The organism is Poritiphilus flavus, assembly GCF_009901585.1.
Classification (GTDB): domain Bacteria; phylum Bacteroidota; class Bacteroidia; order Flavobacteriales; family Flavobacteriaceae; genus Poritiphilus; species Poritiphilus flavus.
Genome location: NZ_WXYO01000001.1, coordinates 385,582 through 399,329 on the forward strand (window position 1 = coordinate 385,582; position 13,748 = coordinate 399,329).

Sequence of the window (13,748 nt, forward strand, 5' to 3'; positions counted from 1 at the left end):
CAAAGGTGTCCAAAAAGAAGAAGAACAAAAGACATTACAGATCGCCAAAGGCGGGGTCTAATAAGCCAAAAGGACCGGTAAGACCCAAAAAATTCCTGGGACAGCACTTCTTGAAAGATGATGAGATAGCCGCCCGTATCGCGGATGCACTGCCCTTAAAAGCTTGTAAGAATGTCCTGGAGATCGGACCTGGGACCGGGGTATTGACACGGTTTTTACTCCAAAGGGATCTTAAGCTTTCCGTGATGGAGCTCGACCGTGATTCTGTGGCCTATCTAGAGCGTCAATTCCCCCTGGACGCAGCTGAGTTATTTGATGGCGGAAAGAGCTTTGATATTATTGAAGCTGATTTCCTGACCTATGACCTGGACAGCTTGTTCCCTGGTGATTGCTTTGCCATAGTAGGCAATTTTCCATACAATATTTCTTCCCAGATCGTTTTCAAAATGCTGGAGCACAGGCAGCGCATCCCGGAATTTGCCGGAATGTTCCAGAAAGAGGTTGCTGAACGGATCTGCGAAAAAGAGGGCAGCAAAACCTATGGGATACTCTCGGTACTCGTCCAGGCTTTCTACGAGGCAGAGTATCTTTTCACAGTAGGTCCGGAAGTTTTTGTACCCCCGCCAAAAGTAGCCTCTGGTGTCCTTAGACTGATTCGCAAAGAAGTTTTTGAACTTGAGTGCGATGAAGCCCTTTTCTTCCGGGTTGTAAAAACAGCCTTTAACCTTCGTAGGAAGACCTTGCGGAACAGCCTAAAAGTCTTTGACCTTTCCGATAATCTAAAAGAAGATGCTATCTTTGACCGGCGTCCGGAGCAATTGGCCGTGGCTGATTTTATCGCTCTGACCGATAAGATAGCAAATGACACCCTTTAAGCTAACAGACGAACTTCTGGCTGAAATAGAGCAGCTCATTGAAACCCAAAAAGGTCCGGAATTGGAGTACCTTTTGGGAGACGTGCACTATGCAGATATCGCGGAGATCATCAACGAGCTCAATGAGGATGAAGCTACTTACCTGATTAAATTACTCGACAGTGACAAGACCTCCGATGTACTGACGGAATTGGATGAAGATGTTCGTGAAGCCATCCTCAACAACCTTTCTTCCAAGGAAATTGCCGAAGAGCTGGAGGAACTGGATACGGATGACGCCGCAGACATTGTTGCAGAGCTTCCCGAAGAGATCATTCAAGAGGTTATTTCGGAAATAGAAGACCGGGAACACGCCCAGGACATCGTAGATCTACTGAGATATGACGAGAATTCCGCAGGGGGTCTCATGGCCAAGGAGCTTGTTAAGGTAAACGAGAACTGGAACGTGCTGACCTGTGTAAAAGAAATGCGGGCACAGGCAGAGAATGTGACCAGGGTTCATTCCATTTATGTCGTAGACGATGAGGATGTTCTTAAGGGAAGATTGTCCTTGAAGGACCTTCTCACCACCTCAACTACCGCCCAGATCAGAGACGTTTATATCCCTAAGGTAGATTCTGTCAATGTGAACGAAGATCCGGAGGAAGTCGCAAAGATCATGTCTAAATACGACCTGGAAGCCATCCCGGTGGTGGATGAAATGGGTCGACTTGTTGGCCGTATCACCATCGACGATATTGTGGATGTGATCAAAGAGGAAGCGGATAAGGATTACCAGCTGGCCGCCGGTATCTCCCAGGTAGTGGAGGCAGATGACAGCATTTGGGAACTTACTAGGGCGAGACTGCCATGGCTCTTTCTGGGGCTGTTAGGCGGAGTAGGAGCCGCGGCCATCATGGGTGGCTTTGAAGAAATGATAAGTAAGCATGCGATCCTCTTTTTCTTTACCCCCTTAATCGCGGCGATGGCGGGTAACGTAGGTGTTCAATCCAGCGCGATCATCGTTCAGGGTCTGGCAAATGACGATCTGAAAGGAAGTGTTAGTAACCGATTGTTCAAAGAAATGTTACTTGCCCTGTTAAACGGACTTATACTCGCGGCCATTTTGTTATTGTTTACCTGGTTCTGGAAAGGTGATTTTTACACGGCTCTGGCCATTTCCGCCTCCCTGGTAGCAGTCATTATTGTGGCAGGTATCATAGGCACCTTCACTCCGCTATTCCTAAACCAAAGGGGTATAGACCCTGCTATTGCCACTGGTCCCTTCATTACCACCAGCAATGACATATTTGGTATCCTGATCTACTTCTGGATCGCCAAAATAATCCTCGGGATCTGAGGGAACTCCTTATCTCTAAAATTTGGCTTACCTTAAACCGGAGAAAAATACTTTTGCGATTGAAAACTCTATCCGCATGAATGTCAAAGTAGGCGTGGTTCAGGAAAGCCCTGTTTTTTTTGATAAGGCAAAGACCTTGGAAAAGCTGGAAAAGCTGTGTACATCATATGCCGCTCAAGGTTGTGAATTGTTGGTTTTTCCTGAATCCTTTATTCCGGGATACCCCAGGGGATTCACCTTTGGGGCTAGGGTAGGAAGTCGTACCAAAGAAGGTAGAAAGCTCTATACGGAATACTATAATAACAGCATTGAACTGGAGGGGTCGGACCTCAAGCGGTTGGAAGGGATCTCCAAAGAAAACTCCATCTATCTGGTGGTGGGAATAACTGAAAAGGAGGCCAAAAGCGGTAGTCTGTACTGCTCCATGCTTTACATTTCACCCCGCAGCGGATTGCTTGGTGTTCATCGGAAGATTAAACCAACCGGAACGGAAAGGATTATCTGGAAAGAGGCGGCAGGAGAATCATTGACAAGTTTTCAGACCCAAATTGGCAAATTGGGTGGTTTGATTTGCTGGGAGAATTATATGCCTCTGGCACGAATGGCTATGTATAGCAAAGGTGTTGAGATCTATATCGCCCCAACGGCTGATTCACGGGAAGAATGGACCGCCACTATGCGGCACATTGCCCTGGAGGGGCGCTGTTTTGTTCTGGGATGTAATCAGTATTTCACCAAATCCATGTACCCGGAAAGATTCCGTCAGTTGCTGGAGGGGGAACCGGAAAACCTCTGCAGAGGTGGGAGTATAATTGTATCACCCCTGGGTAAGGTAATTACTGGTCCTCTATATGATGAAGCAGGGGTCCTGGTCGCCGATCTGGATCTTGATGAAGTCTCCGGCAGCAAGCTGGACTTTGATGTGATCGGACATTACTCCAGAGATGATATTTTTGAACTTAAAGTGCACGGACAACCCGAAATGCGGAAAGAATGAAACCTAACCAACAACCCTTTCTTTTTACAATTCAGATACAACTCAAACCCTATGGATCAACTTAAAAACCCCTTACTGTTTATACTACTGTTGGCCTTTGGATGCCAGCAGCCGGGTGAAACTCCTAAATTCAGCCTGGATGAAACCCCTGGCCAACTGGAGATCTTTGGAGAAGAAATAGTCTCCACATCCCTGTACGAAAGGGATTTTGCAATATCCCCTAACAGAAAAGAGATCGTTTTTACTCTTGGGAATTACAAACAAAGTCAACGCTGTCTGGTAAGTATCAAAAAAGAGGATCAGGGATGGGGATCTAAACAAATACTGCCATTTTCCGGCAAATACAACGATATAGAACCCTTCTTTTCGGTAGACGGGAAGCAACTGTTCTTCGCGTCTAACCGGCCGATGGATGCGGATACTACACGAAAGGATTACAATATCTGGTCCGTAGAACGCGGTCCTGAAGGTTGGGGCGATCCTGTCCCCCTGGATACCCTGATCAACACCAGTGGAGATGAATTCTATCCTGCATTGGGAAAAAGCGGAAACTTATACTTTACCGCAACACGGAAAGACGGGATTGGAAGGGAGGACATTTTTCTTAGCACTTATGGCGACCAGGGCTATCAAAAACCGGTACCCTTAGACAGCACCGTAAATACAGCTGTATTTGAATTCAACGCCTATGTGGACCCCGATGAAGAACTGCTGATCTTCAGCGCCTTTGGAAGAAAGGATGGGAATGGCGGGGGAGATCTTTACTTTAGTAAAAAAACCGCGGATGGGGGCTGGGCTCCAGCCAAAAATATGGGCGAACTGGTCAATTCAGACAAATTGGACTACTGTCCGTTCCTGGACCAAAGCAACGGGAATTTCTATTTCACCAGTGACAGGGCCGGAAAATTTGAAGGGCGGCTTCGTTCGGTGGAAGAATTGCAGGATCTTGCGGATGAAATTCTAAACGGAATGGGGAATATCTATCGCTTAAACACCGGGCAATTAGATATGGAAATTGACCAATAAGACTATTTTAATAGTACTTCAGTTCTGTTTATGAATACGGACGCAATTATTAATTCATTCAAACAATATCTGCCATTAGGCAAGGCAGACAGTGCTGCTCTTGCCGAGAGACTTATAGAAAAACGCATAAAACGAAGGCACTTTGTATTACAACAAGGTGATATATGCAGGCACTACAGTTTTGTGGTACAAGGTTGCCTGAAAATGTACAAGGTAGATGACAAGGGCCAGGAGCACAACCTGCAATTCGCAATCGAAAACCAGTGGATCACGGATATCGGCAGTTTTCATAGTGAACTCCCCAGTGAACTTTATATTGAGGCCTTAGAACGTTCAATTATACTTCAAATATCTAAAGATCAACTGATCTACCTTTACGTAAACCACCCAAAATTCGACCGGAACTTTAGAGTGATCATTGAAAACGCCTTCGTTGATCTTCAAAAAAGGGTGCTGCAGAATATCAGCTGTACGGCCGAAGAACGATATCTCTACTTTAAGGAGAAGAACCCGGAACTGTTCAATCGCATCTCAAACGTGCAAATTGCTTCATACATAGGGGTTACACCAGAATTCCTAAGCAAAATAAGGCGTTCCCTGGCATCCCGCTAGGCCAATTTCTTAAACTATATTAAGACGCTTTCTTAAACTGCCTTATAGGCAACTTTTTTTCCATTGCCTCAACTTTGTCGTATAAAAAACAAAGCGATGAAAACCTGGATCAAAATTACACTGATAGCACTAATACTACATGGTGCATGTACCGACAAGTCACAAAAAAATACAAAAACCTTAAACAACGAAGAGATGGAAAAACAAGCAAAACAGGAAATCGAAACAATTCTGGCCAAGTACGAAGAGGTCTTAAATACTTCAAACGCGACAGCCGCAGTAGCACTATATACCCAAGATGGAGTCTTTATGCCCTCTAATGCTCCATCTGCAAGGGGATCAGAAAATATTCAAGCTGCTTATGAATTTGTATTCTCAAACATACAGCTGAATATTAAGTTCTTTATTGATGAAATTGTTATAGATCAGGATATTGCTTATGCAGTCACCGGATCTAAAGGAACCACATTAATACATGCCAGCGGGGAAACCGTACCGGAGGAAAACCGGGAACTTTTTGTTTTTGAAATAGAAAACGGAAAGTGGAAAATAGCGCGTTATATGTTCAATAAAACAAATAGTACACTTTAAGATCCCCCCGAATATATTTAGCAAAGCATAAACCATATGGTTTATGCTTTTTTATTACATTTAATCCTTGCAGAATCATCTTTTTTACTGATCCACAAACGAAACAGATCCCACTTATGAAAGCCATAAACCTCAAGGAGAAACACGGTCTTTTTACAAAGAAATGGCATCCACATCAAATAGCGACCGTAGACGATATGCAGGTCATATTGGCGAAGATCCAGGGAGAGTTCGTATGGCATGCCCATGATGAGGAAGATGAACTTTTTCAGGTACTCAAGGGAACCCTGATCATGAAGTTCCGCGACAAGGTGGTAGAGGTGAATGAAGGCGAGATCATCGTAGTTCCCAAGGGAGTTGAACATTGCCCTTCTACCCGGGATAATGAAGTTGTCCATCTCTTGCTTTTTGAAAAACAAAACACCGCGCATACCGGGAACGTACAGCACGAAATGACCCAGACCACCTATCCTAAAATATGAAATACTTCCCCATTGCCTTGTTGTTCCTGGTCTTACTGAGTCCTGACTTTGCATATCCCCAACAGGAGTTGGACCCTGCCGCCAAATCCTTTTCCAAAATAGAAATGAGCCCGGGGATTTCGGATGTTACTTTTCTGAGCAGTTCCGGGAAAAAATGGAAAATGAGGGTCAGTTTTCCACAAAACATAAGACAAGCAGAGAAGAACACCTTGATCATTGCCCTGCATTGGGCAGGAGGTTACGGAACCTACAGCGGATTTGCAGACTGTCTCGCTTTCCCGGGATTCAAGTCCATGGAGGCCATTGTAGTCGCTCCTGAAGGAGAAGGCCAATTGTGGTCCAGCGAGAATAACATAACAAAAATAAGGACCATAGTAGCCCAGGCCGTAAAGCACTGGAAGGTAGATCCGGAGAGGGTAGCGGTAAGCGGATATAGTAACGGCGGTAATGGCAGTTGGTATTTTGCTGAACACCTTCCTGGATTGTTTTCGGCAGCCATCCCCATGGCCAGTGCGTACAAGGCTGAAGGTAAAATTAGCATCCCTCTTTATGTCGTGCACGGAGGAAAGGACGAGCTTTTTCCGCTGTCCCGTACACAGCAATGGGTAGACCTTGCCAAAAAAGAAGGAAGTGAGATCACACTTGTGGTCAACAATGCGCTTTCCCATTTTGAGGGATGCGCTTATACAGAAGAACTTAAAAAGGCCGGGCAATGGCTTAGAAAAATATGGGAAAACTAAAGGTATTACATCTGGACACCAACCATCCTTTGCTTTTAGAACAACTAAAAGCCCTTCGTTTCAAAAACTACGAAGACTATAACTCTTCCAGGGAAAAAATTGAGAAGAAGATCCACAAATACGACGGAATCGTGATCCGCAGCCGCTTCACTTTGGATAGACCTTTTCTGGAGAAAGCTTCCAAATTGAAATTTATCGCCAGGGTTGGAGCAGGGCTGGAGAACATTGATACTCGGTACGCCAGGGAACGGGAAATATTTTTGGCCGCGGCCCCAGAAGGTAACAGAAATGCGGTAGGAGAACACGCGCTGGGTATGCTTCTATCCCTTTTCAACAAACTAAACAAAGCCCACAGGGAAATACAACAGGGCATTTGGGACAGAGAAGGAAATCGAGGGCTGGAACTCGAAGGGAAAACGGTGGGTATTGTCGGATACGGTAACACCGGAAAAGCCTTCGCCAAAAAATTGGCTGGTTTTGACACTGAGGTCATTTGCTACGACATTATAGGAGGTGTGGGAGACTCCAATGCGCGGCAGGTAGGCATCATGGAGTTGCAACAGCGAACGGATGTCTTAAGTCTACACGTTCCTCAAACACCCGAGACCACCGGAATGATCAATGAAGAATTCATCAATGGCTTTCAAAAGCCTTTCTGGTTTCTAAATACGGCAAGAGGAAAATGCGTGAATACCAGGGACCTGGTTAGCGCCCTGGAATCCGGTAAGATCTTAGGGGCCGGATTGGATGTTTTGGAATACGAAAAAACCTCCTTTGAAGATATGTTTTCCGAAGAGCAGTTACCCGAAGCCTTCCACTATCTGATGAAGGCCGAGAACGTCATTTTAAGTCCGCATGTAGCGGGTTGGACCGTGGAAAGTAAGGAAAAATTGGCCCAGACCATTGTAGATAAGATCAAAGCTGAATTTTGTTAAATTTAGGATGTGAAGCGGACCGTCCTAATTTTCGCTGCGCTTATTGCGGCTTTGCTGAGTCTTTTTCAACTCAGCAAATACTCCTATATCTCCGGGGACAGCTCCATAGAAATGATCATCGCCGTCATTGCAGTGGTCTTCCTTTTGATCGGGCTCTACATCAATAAGAGGAGAAACCAGGGCAAAAAAGATCCCGAAAGCCTTGGAATTGACCATGAGAAGATCAAACAGCTGGGTTTGAGTAGCAGGGAGTACGAAGTATTACAGGAAATCTCAAACGGGCTATCCAACCGCGAGATCGCATCAAAACTGTTCGTTTCGGAAAGTACGATCAAAACCCATGTCTCCAATCTGCTGATCAAGCTGGATGCTAAAAGGCGGACCCAGGCCATTCAAATAGCCAAAAAGTACAGAATACTCCCTGAATAAGGGGTGTTTGGCACTAAAGTACGAGTAGTTTGGTACTTTAGTATGAGTACGCTGAGCAGTGCCTTATGTAATTTTGAGTCAAACAATAAAGACCAACATTATGAAAAAAACCATTCTCCGTTTTGGGATCTACAGCGCAGTGACCATTTGTGTGCTATTCCTTTTAAGCTGGTATCTGATCGGCGATCAGGATTACACCACACAGGAAATCCTGGGTTATGCCTCTATAATCGTTTCGCTCTCCTTTGTCTATTTTGGAATAAAACACTACCGGGATAAAGAAAGCGAAGGGCTGATCAGCCTTGGTAAGGCCCTTGGTATCGGAATTCTGATCACGCTATGTGCGGCTTTGGCATTCGGGATACTCGATATCATTTACAACCAATTCATCAACCCCGATTTTCTGAATGAATATTACCAAAGGAATATTGAAGAGCTCCGAAGCACATTACCCCCTGAGGAATTCCAGGTGAAACTTGAGACAATGGAATCTGAAAAAGCCCTATTTGCGAATCCGATGATGAGTTTCATCCTCATGTTCATGACGGTTTTTGTAATCGGATTTATCATGTCGCTCATTTCGGCCTTGATCCTACAGAAAAAGTCCTAATCCAATAATCATCAACCATGAGATCATCAGCATCCAGCCCAGAAGCATACCTGTCAGAACTGCCGGAGGACCGTCGGGAGGCGATGAGCCAACTCCGAAATACCATCTTGGAAAACATCCCCGAAGGTTTTGAAGAGACCATGAATTACGGGATGATAGGTTATGTAGTTCCGCATTCCATTTATCCGGATGGGTACCATTGCGACCCTAAGCTGCCTCTGCCTTTCATCAATATTGCATCCCAAAAGAACTTTGTGGCCTTATACCATATGGGAGTCTATTCCGATAAAAAACTACTGGATTGGTTCACTAAGGAATATCCGAAATACGTAAAGACCAAACTGGATATGGGTAAAAGCTGTATTCGGTTCAAAAAGATCGAGACCATTCCCTACAAGCTCATCGGAGAACTGTGTTCCAAGATCAGCGTTCAGCAATGGATAGAATTTTACGAGAAATCAACAAAAACAAATCAATAAAACGAACAGTCATGAAAAACAGAGTAACAGGTATTGGGGGATTCTTTTTTAAAACCAAGGACCCGGACGGCATTAAACAATGGTATAACAGGCACCTGGGGCTAAATACCGATCAGTATGGTTGGTCTTTTTGGTGGAAGGACAAAGAGGGGAACGACTGCGTAACCCAATGGAGCCCCTTTAAAGAGGATACTGAGTACTTCGCTCCCAGCGAGTCGTCTTTTATGATGAATTTCAGGGTGGAAAATCTGGTAGAGCTTTTGGAAGTGCTAAAGGAGGAAGGTGTTACTATAGTTGGTGAAATTGAGGAATACGACTACGGAAAGTTCGGTTGGATCCTGGATCCTGAGGGGAACAAGCTGGAGTTGTGGGAACCTGTGGACAAAGCATTTCTCTGATATCAGAAAATTTGCTACATTTAGTACCAATAGTAACCAACAAAATAAGCAAGCATGTCAGACGATAACAAAGATCTCGGGGATAAGGCTGAAGATGCATTTGAAAATGCAAAAGAAAAAGCCGGTGAATTTGCCGAAGAGGCCAAAGAAAAGGCCAGTGATTTTGCTGAAGACGCCAAAGAGGCCGCCAGCGATTTTGCAGAAGAGGCAAAGAAAACCGCAAATGAATTTTCAGAAGGTCTGAAAAACGCCACCGGAGGTAGTGACAATAAGAAAATACTGGCCGGGATCCTTGCCATAGTACTCGGATGGGCTGGTGTCCATAAATTTATCCTTGGATACACCAAGGAAGGTTTTATTTTACTTGGCTTCTCCTTGATCTCATACGTATTAGCCTGTTTTATTATTGGTGCCTTCCTGGCATGGATTCCACCAATCATTGGTCTGATCGAGGGGATTATTTACCTGACCAAGTCGGACGAAGAATTCTACAACACCTACCAGGCTGGCAAAAAGCCCTGGTTCTAGAATAAAAAAGTCAGATTATTGCGATCTGGCTTTTGTTTTTAGTTTTATTATCGTAATATTGCAATATATAAATATGAAATGGGGGTTACCAAATCACAAATATTCACGGATCGTCAAAACGGATTGGCCGCTACCTTCAGGGTACTCGCCAACCCGGCAAGGATCGCCATCCTGGAGTACATTGCTTCGCAAAAAGCCTGTATCTGCAATGATATTGTAGACGAGATAGGACTGGCCCAGCCCACAATTTCACAACATCTGAAAGAGCTCAAGAGTATTGACCTGATCAGTGGCGAGATTGAAGGCAAAAAAGTTTGTTATTGCATTAACCTGGAGAAGTGGAAAGAAGTACAACAACAACTTAACACCTTCTTCGATAAAACTTCTTTCATTTGTTGTTAATCAAATATTATAATTATGAAAACAGGAGAATTCCTTTCCCTATTGAGAGCGCATCAGAACAAGAGTTTATTGTTCGATTACCGTAACGGAGCCCTTGTTGGTGCCAATTATCATATCACTGAAGTCAAGAATATTCATATAGATGCTGTGGACTGTGGTGCCAGGACAGATACCTGGAAGGAGACCGTTGTCCAGCTTTGGGAAAGCCCCAAGGAGATCGGCAAAACAGAATATATGACCACTTATAAGGCCCTTAGCATTTTGAACAGGGTTGGCCGAATGAAACCCATGGAGGCCGAGGCCGAATTAAAATTTGAATACAGCAACGACGGTTTTCATACCGCCCAGTTATACGTGCAGGATGTGGAACTATCGGCTGACCAATTCCTGGTTAGGCTTTCTGTTCAAAAAACGGACTGCAAGGCGAAGGATGCCTGCGGCGTACCGGAGTCCAAACTGGTTGGACAGGCAGTTGAAGCTGGATGTAATCCTGAAAGTGGTTGTTGCTGATCATGTCTATACGTATCCGAAAAATGGTAGCTGAAGACTGGGAGGGCGTGGCCCGCATTTATGCGGAGGGCATTGCCACCGGTTTCGCCACCTTTGAAAAGCAAGTACCCTCCTATGCGGATTGGGATCAAAACCATCTTAGCAGCTGCCGTCTGGTGGCCCAGGAAGGGGAAGAACTCCTGGGCTGGGCTGCACTTTCACCGGTTTCCAGTCGCTGCGTGTATGGCGGGGTAGGTGAAGTAAGCGTCTATGTGGGAGAGCAGGCCCGTGGCAAAGGTGTTGGGGAATCGCTAATGAAAGAACTGATCGTCCAAAGCGAAGCCGAAGGGCTTTGGACCCTGCAGTCCGGTATCTTTCCTGAGAATTTAGGCAGTATCAAATTACATGAGAAGGTAGGCTTTAGGAAGATCGGCAAGCGAGAAAGGATAGGGAACCTGGATGGGGTCTGGAAAGACAATGTCCTCTTTGAAAGACGAAGTAATACTATAGGAACAACATAAAATTATGAAAAACATTTTGGTATTGTGCACAGGGAATTCCTGCAGAAGCCAGATGGCCCATGGCTACCTAAATCAGCTTACCAATGGGGATGCCAACATTTACAGTGCAGGTATTGAAACCCATGGACTCAACCCCGGGGCCGTAGCCATAATGAAAGAAGACGGTATAGATATTTCCGGGCACAGCTCAAATCATGTGGATGAGTACCAGGGTGTGGAATGGGACTATATTATCACGGTCTGTGATCACGCCAATGAGAACTGCCCGTTTATCCCGGCCAAAAACGCACAAAGGATACACCGGAATTTCTTTGATCCTTCCAAGGTAATCGGAACGGAAGACGAAAAGCACAAGGCTTTTTTAAAAGCGCGGAATGAGATACGGCAGTTCTTTATGGAATTTGTCGCCTCAGAATTAGCCTAGGAAGCTCCGTTTGTCTCCATAAACTTGCGTTCCAGCTCTGCCTGAAACTCTTCCATAACGGGTTTTACGGTGCTTTCGGGCAGGTCGGATATCTTGATGTACATCAGCCCGTCTACGGCATTGTTAAAGAGCGGATCTACATTAAAGGCCACAACTTTGGCGTTCTGCTTGATGTACTTTTTGATCAGTACCGGCAGACGCAGGCTACCCGGTTCCACTTCTTCGATCAGGCGGTCGAATTTATTTAGGTCCGCGGCAGTAGCGTCGAATACGAATTCCTTATCCGCATCCTTCAGCTTTACCTTGAACTCTTTTTTGGGCCTTACATACTGAGCCACGTAGGGGTCCCAGTAATTAGACTTCATAAACTCTATCATAAGGGACTTGGAGAAATTGGAGAATTGATTGCTGATACTTACCCCACCAATGAGGTATTTGTGTTCCGGATATCGCAGGGTGGTATGAACAATTCCCTTCCAAAGCAAAAACAAGGGCATGGGCTTTTGCTGGTACTCTTCTACAATATAAGCTCTGCCCATTTCAATGGATTGCTGCATCATACCATACAATTCGGGTTCAAAACCGAACAGGTCCTGCAGGTAAAATCCATCAATTCCGAAATTCTTGAATATTTCCGCACCCATTCCCATGCGGTAGGCCCCGACAATTGTCTTTTCATGGTTATCCCATAGGAAAAGATGGTGATAATAGGAATCAAAACGATCGAGGTCTATAGGGTTATTGGTACCCTCCCCTATGGCCCGGAAAGTCACTTCCCTTTGCCTTCCAATTTCTTTTAAAATAAAGGGCATGTCCTCCTTCTGTGCCAGGAAAACCTCGTAGTTCTTACTTTGTAGCAGCCTGCAGTCCTTCTCCCTTAACTTTTCAATTTCACCCTCAATAACTTCCTTCCGTATGGCGGAGGCAATCTTCCTGGGCGGTTTTGGGATCTTTAAGGTTGATGGGATCTGATCTATAAGTCGATCTTTCTCATAGGCATTCGCCAGGATATAAGTCTTTTTGCGGAGCAGCTCAGCGAATTCATCCAAATGGTGGTGCTCCTTTTGAGTGCTTACAGAAATTGGTTGCCCGATCCGCACCTTGATAGCCCTGTTGCGTTGGGTGGTCAGCTCGGAAGGCAATTTAGCCGTCCGGAATATGTCGTTTATTTTGGATAGGCGATAGAAAAGCTTGCTGTTCCTCGCATGGAAATAAATTGGTACAATCGGCACCTCCGCTTTACGGATCAGCTTTAGAGCCGCTTCTTCCCAGGGTTTGTCCACGATGAGTTTACCATCTTTATAGGTGGAGACCTCTCCCGCGGGAAAGATCCCAAGCGGATGGCCTTCGCGGAGATGCGCAATAGCATTTTTGAAGCCTGCAATGCTACTTTTGGCATCCTTGTGGTTCTCAAAAGGGTTTACCGGCATGATGTAGGGGGCCAGGGGTTCTACCCTGTGGAGTAGAAAATTGGCGATGATCTTGAAATCCTCCCTTTTTTGAAGCAAAAGCTTTAACAGCAGAACACCGTCTATACCCCCCAATGGATGATTGCTAATAGTTATATAAGCACCTTCTTTGGGTAGCCTTTTAAAATCTTCTTCAGGTATCTCGAAGTCAATTTCGTAGTAATCCAGGATAGCATCTAAAAAGTCCAGGCCTTCCAGGTGCTTATGTTTGTTATAAAAACGGTTGATCGTGGCAATCTTGGTGATCTTCATCAACAGCCATCCCATAAAAGTTCCCAGAAAACCGTACTTCTGCAGGTGTATCGCCTGAGCAACCTCTTTTGCGGTCACTAAACCCATTCTAATCAAAAATATTGGAACGGTAAATATAGGAAAATAGGATGTGGAGACCCTCTTTTGCTG

At 45.1% G+C, this 13,748-nt stretch carries 19 protein-coding genes; 18 read left to right on the forward strand and 1 reads right to left on the reverse strand.

All coding sequences use genetic code 11. The features are described 5' to 3' along the window. The first annotated feature begins 5 nt into the window (after window positions 1–5). From rsmA to GTQ38_RS01560, 18 genes are all read left to right on the forward strand, one after another. Complete coding sequence (gene rsmA, locus GTQ38_RS01475; RefSeq protein ID WP_161433450.1) at window positions 6–875, forward strand: 16S rRNA (adenine(1518)-N(6)/adenine(1519)-N(6))-dimethyltransferase RsmA; 870 nt, start codon at window positions 6–8, stop codon at window positions 873–875. Next, window positions 862–2,214 (forward strand): magnesium transporter, encoded by a 1,353-nt coding sequence (mgtE, locus tag GTQ38_RS01480; RefSeq protein ID WP_161433451.1) that lies wholly within the window; start codon window positions 862–864, stop codon window positions 2,212–2,214. Before rsmA ends, mgtE begins: the two co-directional genes overlap by 14 nt. 76 nt (window positions 2,215–2,290) lie before the next feature. Beyond that, the gene (locus GTQ38_RS01485) at window positions 2,291–3,211 is read left to right on the forward strand and encodes a carbon-nitrogen hydrolase family protein (protein ID WP_161433452.1); all 921 of its coding nucleotides are present in this window, start codon (window positions 2,291–2,293) and stop codon (window positions 3,209–3,211) included. 51 nt (window positions 3,212–3,262) lie between these two features. Beyond that, the gene (locus GTQ38_RS01490) at window positions 3,263–4,237 is read left to right on the forward strand and encodes a TolB-like translocation protein (RefSeq protein WP_161433453.1); all 975 of its coding nucleotides are present in this window, start codon (window positions 3,263–3,265) and stop codon (window positions 4,235–4,237) included. Window positions 4,238–4,267: 30 nt separating this feature from the next. Beyond that, window positions 4,268–4,849 carry a Crp/Fnr family transcriptional regulator gene (locus GTQ38_RS01495; protein WP_161433454.1) on the forward strand — a complete coding sequence of 194 codons (582 nt, stop codon included), beginning with the start codon at window positions 4,268–4,270 and terminating at the stop codon, window positions 4,847–4,849. A 96-nt stretch (window positions 4,850–4,945) separates the two neighbouring features. Further along, a complete protein-coding gene (locus tag GTQ38_RS01500; RefSeq protein WP_161433455.1) occupies window positions 4,946–5,440 on the forward strand; it encodes a YybH family protein in 495 nt (164 codons plus the stop codon). Window positions 5,441–5,556: 116 nt separating this feature from the next. Further along, window positions 5,557–5,922, forward strand: a complete 366-nt coding sequence (locus tag GTQ38_RS01505; protein ID WP_161433456.1) for a cupin domain-containing protein — start codon at window positions 5,557–5,559, stop codon at window positions 5,920–5,922. Next, window positions 5,919–6,662, forward strand: a complete 744-nt coding sequence (locus GTQ38_RS01510) for a carboxylesterase family protein (protein ID WP_161433457.1) — start codon at window positions 5,919–5,921, stop codon at window positions 6,660–6,662. The genes GTQ38_RS01505 and GTQ38_RS01510 overlap by 4 nt, the downstream gene beginning before the upstream one ends. Further along, window positions 6,650–7,597: a 2-hydroxyacid dehydrogenase gene (locus GTQ38_RS01515; RefSeq protein ID WP_161433458.1), complete on the forward strand. Its 948-nt coding sequence runs from the start codon at window positions 6,650–6,652 to the stop codon at window positions 7,595–7,597. Before GTQ38_RS01510 ends, GTQ38_RS01515 begins: the two co-directional genes overlap by 13 nt. A gap of 9 nt (window positions 7,598–7,606) precedes the next feature. Beyond that, a complete protein-coding gene (locus GTQ38_RS21145; protein WP_317169022.1) occupies window positions 7,607–8,026 on the forward strand; it encodes a response regulator transcription factor in 420 nt (139 codons plus the stop codon). A gap of 100 nt (window positions 8,027–8,126) precedes the next feature. After that, window positions 8,127–8,636 (forward strand): DUF4199 domain-containing protein, encoded by a 510-nt coding sequence (locus GTQ38_RS01525; RefSeq protein WP_161433459.1) that lies wholly within the window; start codon window positions 8,127–8,129, stop codon window positions 8,634–8,636. A 17-nt stretch (window positions 8,637–8,653) separates the two neighbouring features. Beyond that, window positions 8,654–9,115: a DUF1801 domain-containing protein gene (locus GTQ38_RS01530; RefSeq protein ID WP_161433460.1), complete on the forward strand. Its 462-nt coding sequence runs from the start codon at window positions 8,654–8,656 to the stop codon at window positions 9,113–9,115. 11 nt (window positions 9,116–9,126) lie between these two features. Further along, entirely contained in the window at window positions 9,127–9,513 is a 387-nt protein-coding gene (locus GTQ38_RS01535) for a VOC family protein (protein ID WP_161433461.1), read from the forward strand. A 54-nt stretch (window positions 9,514–9,567) separates the two neighbouring features. Beyond that, a complete protein-coding gene (locus tag GTQ38_RS01540; protein ID WP_161433462.1) occupies window positions 9,568–10,041 on the forward strand; it encodes an NINE protein in 474 nt (157 codons plus the stop codon). A 78-nt stretch (window positions 10,042–10,119) separates the two neighbouring features. After that, on the forward strand, window positions 10,120–10,443 hold the full coding sequence (locus GTQ38_RS01545) for an ArsR/SmtB family transcription factor (RefSeq protein WP_161433463.1): 324 nt from the start codon (window positions 10,120–10,122) through the stop codon (window positions 10,441–10,443). Window positions 10,444–10,458: 15 nt separating this feature from the next. Beyond that, complete coding sequence (locus GTQ38_RS01550; RefSeq protein WP_161433464.1) at window positions 10,459–10,953, forward strand: DUF6428 family protein; 495 nt, start codon at window positions 10,459–10,461, stop codon at window positions 10,951–10,953. A gap of 2 nt (window positions 10,954–10,955) precedes the next feature. Further along, window positions 10,956–11,453: a GNAT family N-acetyltransferase gene (locus tag GTQ38_RS01555; protein WP_161433465.1), complete on the forward strand. Its 498-nt coding sequence runs from the start codon at window positions 10,956–10,958 to the stop codon at window positions 11,451–11,453. Window positions 11,454–11,457: 4 nt separating this feature from the next. After that, entirely contained in the window at window positions 11,458–11,877 is a 420-nt protein-coding gene (locus GTQ38_RS01560) for an arsenate reductase ArsC (RefSeq protein WP_161433466.1), read from the forward strand. Here the strand turns inward: GTQ38_RS01560 and GTQ38_RS01565 are convergent. Then, the gene (locus GTQ38_RS01565; protein WP_161433467.1) at window positions 11,874–13,685 is read right to left on the reverse strand and encodes a GNAT family N-acyltransferase; all 1,812 of its coding nucleotides are present in this window, start codon (window positions 13,683–13,685) and stop codon (window positions 11,874–11,876) included. The two genes, GTQ38_RS01560 and GTQ38_RS01565, sit on opposite strands and share 4 nt — an antisense overlap. Window positions 13,686–13,748 lie beyond the last annotated feature (63 nt).

Coding starts and splice junctions, on each gene's coding strand:
- GTQ38_RS01540 (WP_161433462.1), top strand. CDS start 9,568: ATGTCAGACGATAACAAAGATCTCGGGGATAAGGCTGAAGATGCATTT.
- GTQ38_RS01525 (WP_161433459.1), top strand. CDS start 8,127: ATGAAAAAAACCATTCTCCGTTTTGGGATCTACAGCGCAGTGACCATT.
- GTQ38_RS01505 (WP_161433456.1), top strand. CDS start 5,557: ATGAAAGCCATAAACCTCAAGGAGAAACACGGTCTTTTTACAAAGAAA.
- GTQ38_RS01545 (WP_161433463.1), top strand. CDS start 10,120: ATGGGGGTTACCAAATCACAAATATTCACGGATCGTCAAAACGGATTG.
- GTQ38_RS01500 (WP_161433455.1), top strand. CDS start 4,946: ATGAAAACCTGGATCAAAATTACACTGATAGCACTAATACTACATGGT.
- GTQ38_RS01555 (WP_161433465.1), top strand. CDS start 10,956: ATGTCTATACGTATCCGAAAAATGGTAGCTGAAGACTGGGAGGGCGTG.
- GTQ38_RS01565 (WP_161433467.1), bottom strand. CDS start 13,685: ATGGGTTTAGTGACCGCAAAAGAGGTTGCTCAGGCGATACACCTGCAG.
- GTQ38_RS01490 (WP_161433453.1), top strand. CDS start 3,263: ATGGATCAACTTAAAAACCCCTTACTGTTTATACTACTGTTGGCCTTT.
- GTQ38_RS01510 (WP_161433457.1), top strand. CDS start 5,919: ATGAAATACTTCCCCATTGCCTTGTTGTTCCTGGTCTTACTGAGTCCT.
- GTQ38_RS01530 (WP_161433460.1), top strand. CDS start 8,654: ATGAGATCATCAGCATCCAGCCCAGAAGCATACCTGTCAGAACTGCCG.
- GTQ38_RS01495 (WP_161433454.1), top strand. CDS start 4,268: ATGAATACGGACGCAATTATTAATTCATTCAAACAATATCTGCCATTA.
- GTQ38_RS01535 (WP_161433461.1), top strand. CDS start 9,127: ATGAAAAACAGAGTAACAGGTATTGGGGGATTCTTTTTTAAAACCAAG.
- mgtE (WP_161433451.1), top strand. CDS start 862: ATGACACCCTTTAAGCTAACAGACGAACTTCTGGCTGAAATAGAGCAG.
- GTQ38_RS01485 (WP_161433452.1), top strand. CDS start 2,291: ATGAATGTCAAAGTAGGCGTGGTTCAGGAAAGCCCTGTTTTTTTTGAT.
- GTQ38_RS01560 (WP_161433466.1), top strand. CDS start 11,458: ATGAAAAACATTTTGGTATTGTGCACAGGGAATTCCTGCAGAAGCCAG.
- GTQ38_RS01550 (WP_161433464.1), top strand. CDS start 10,459: ATGAAAACAGGAGAATTCCTTTCCCTATTGAGAGCGCATCAGAACAAG.
- GTQ38_RS01515 (WP_161433458.1), top strand. CDS start 6,650: ATGGGAAAACTAAAGGTATTACATCTGGACACCAACCATCCTTTGCTT.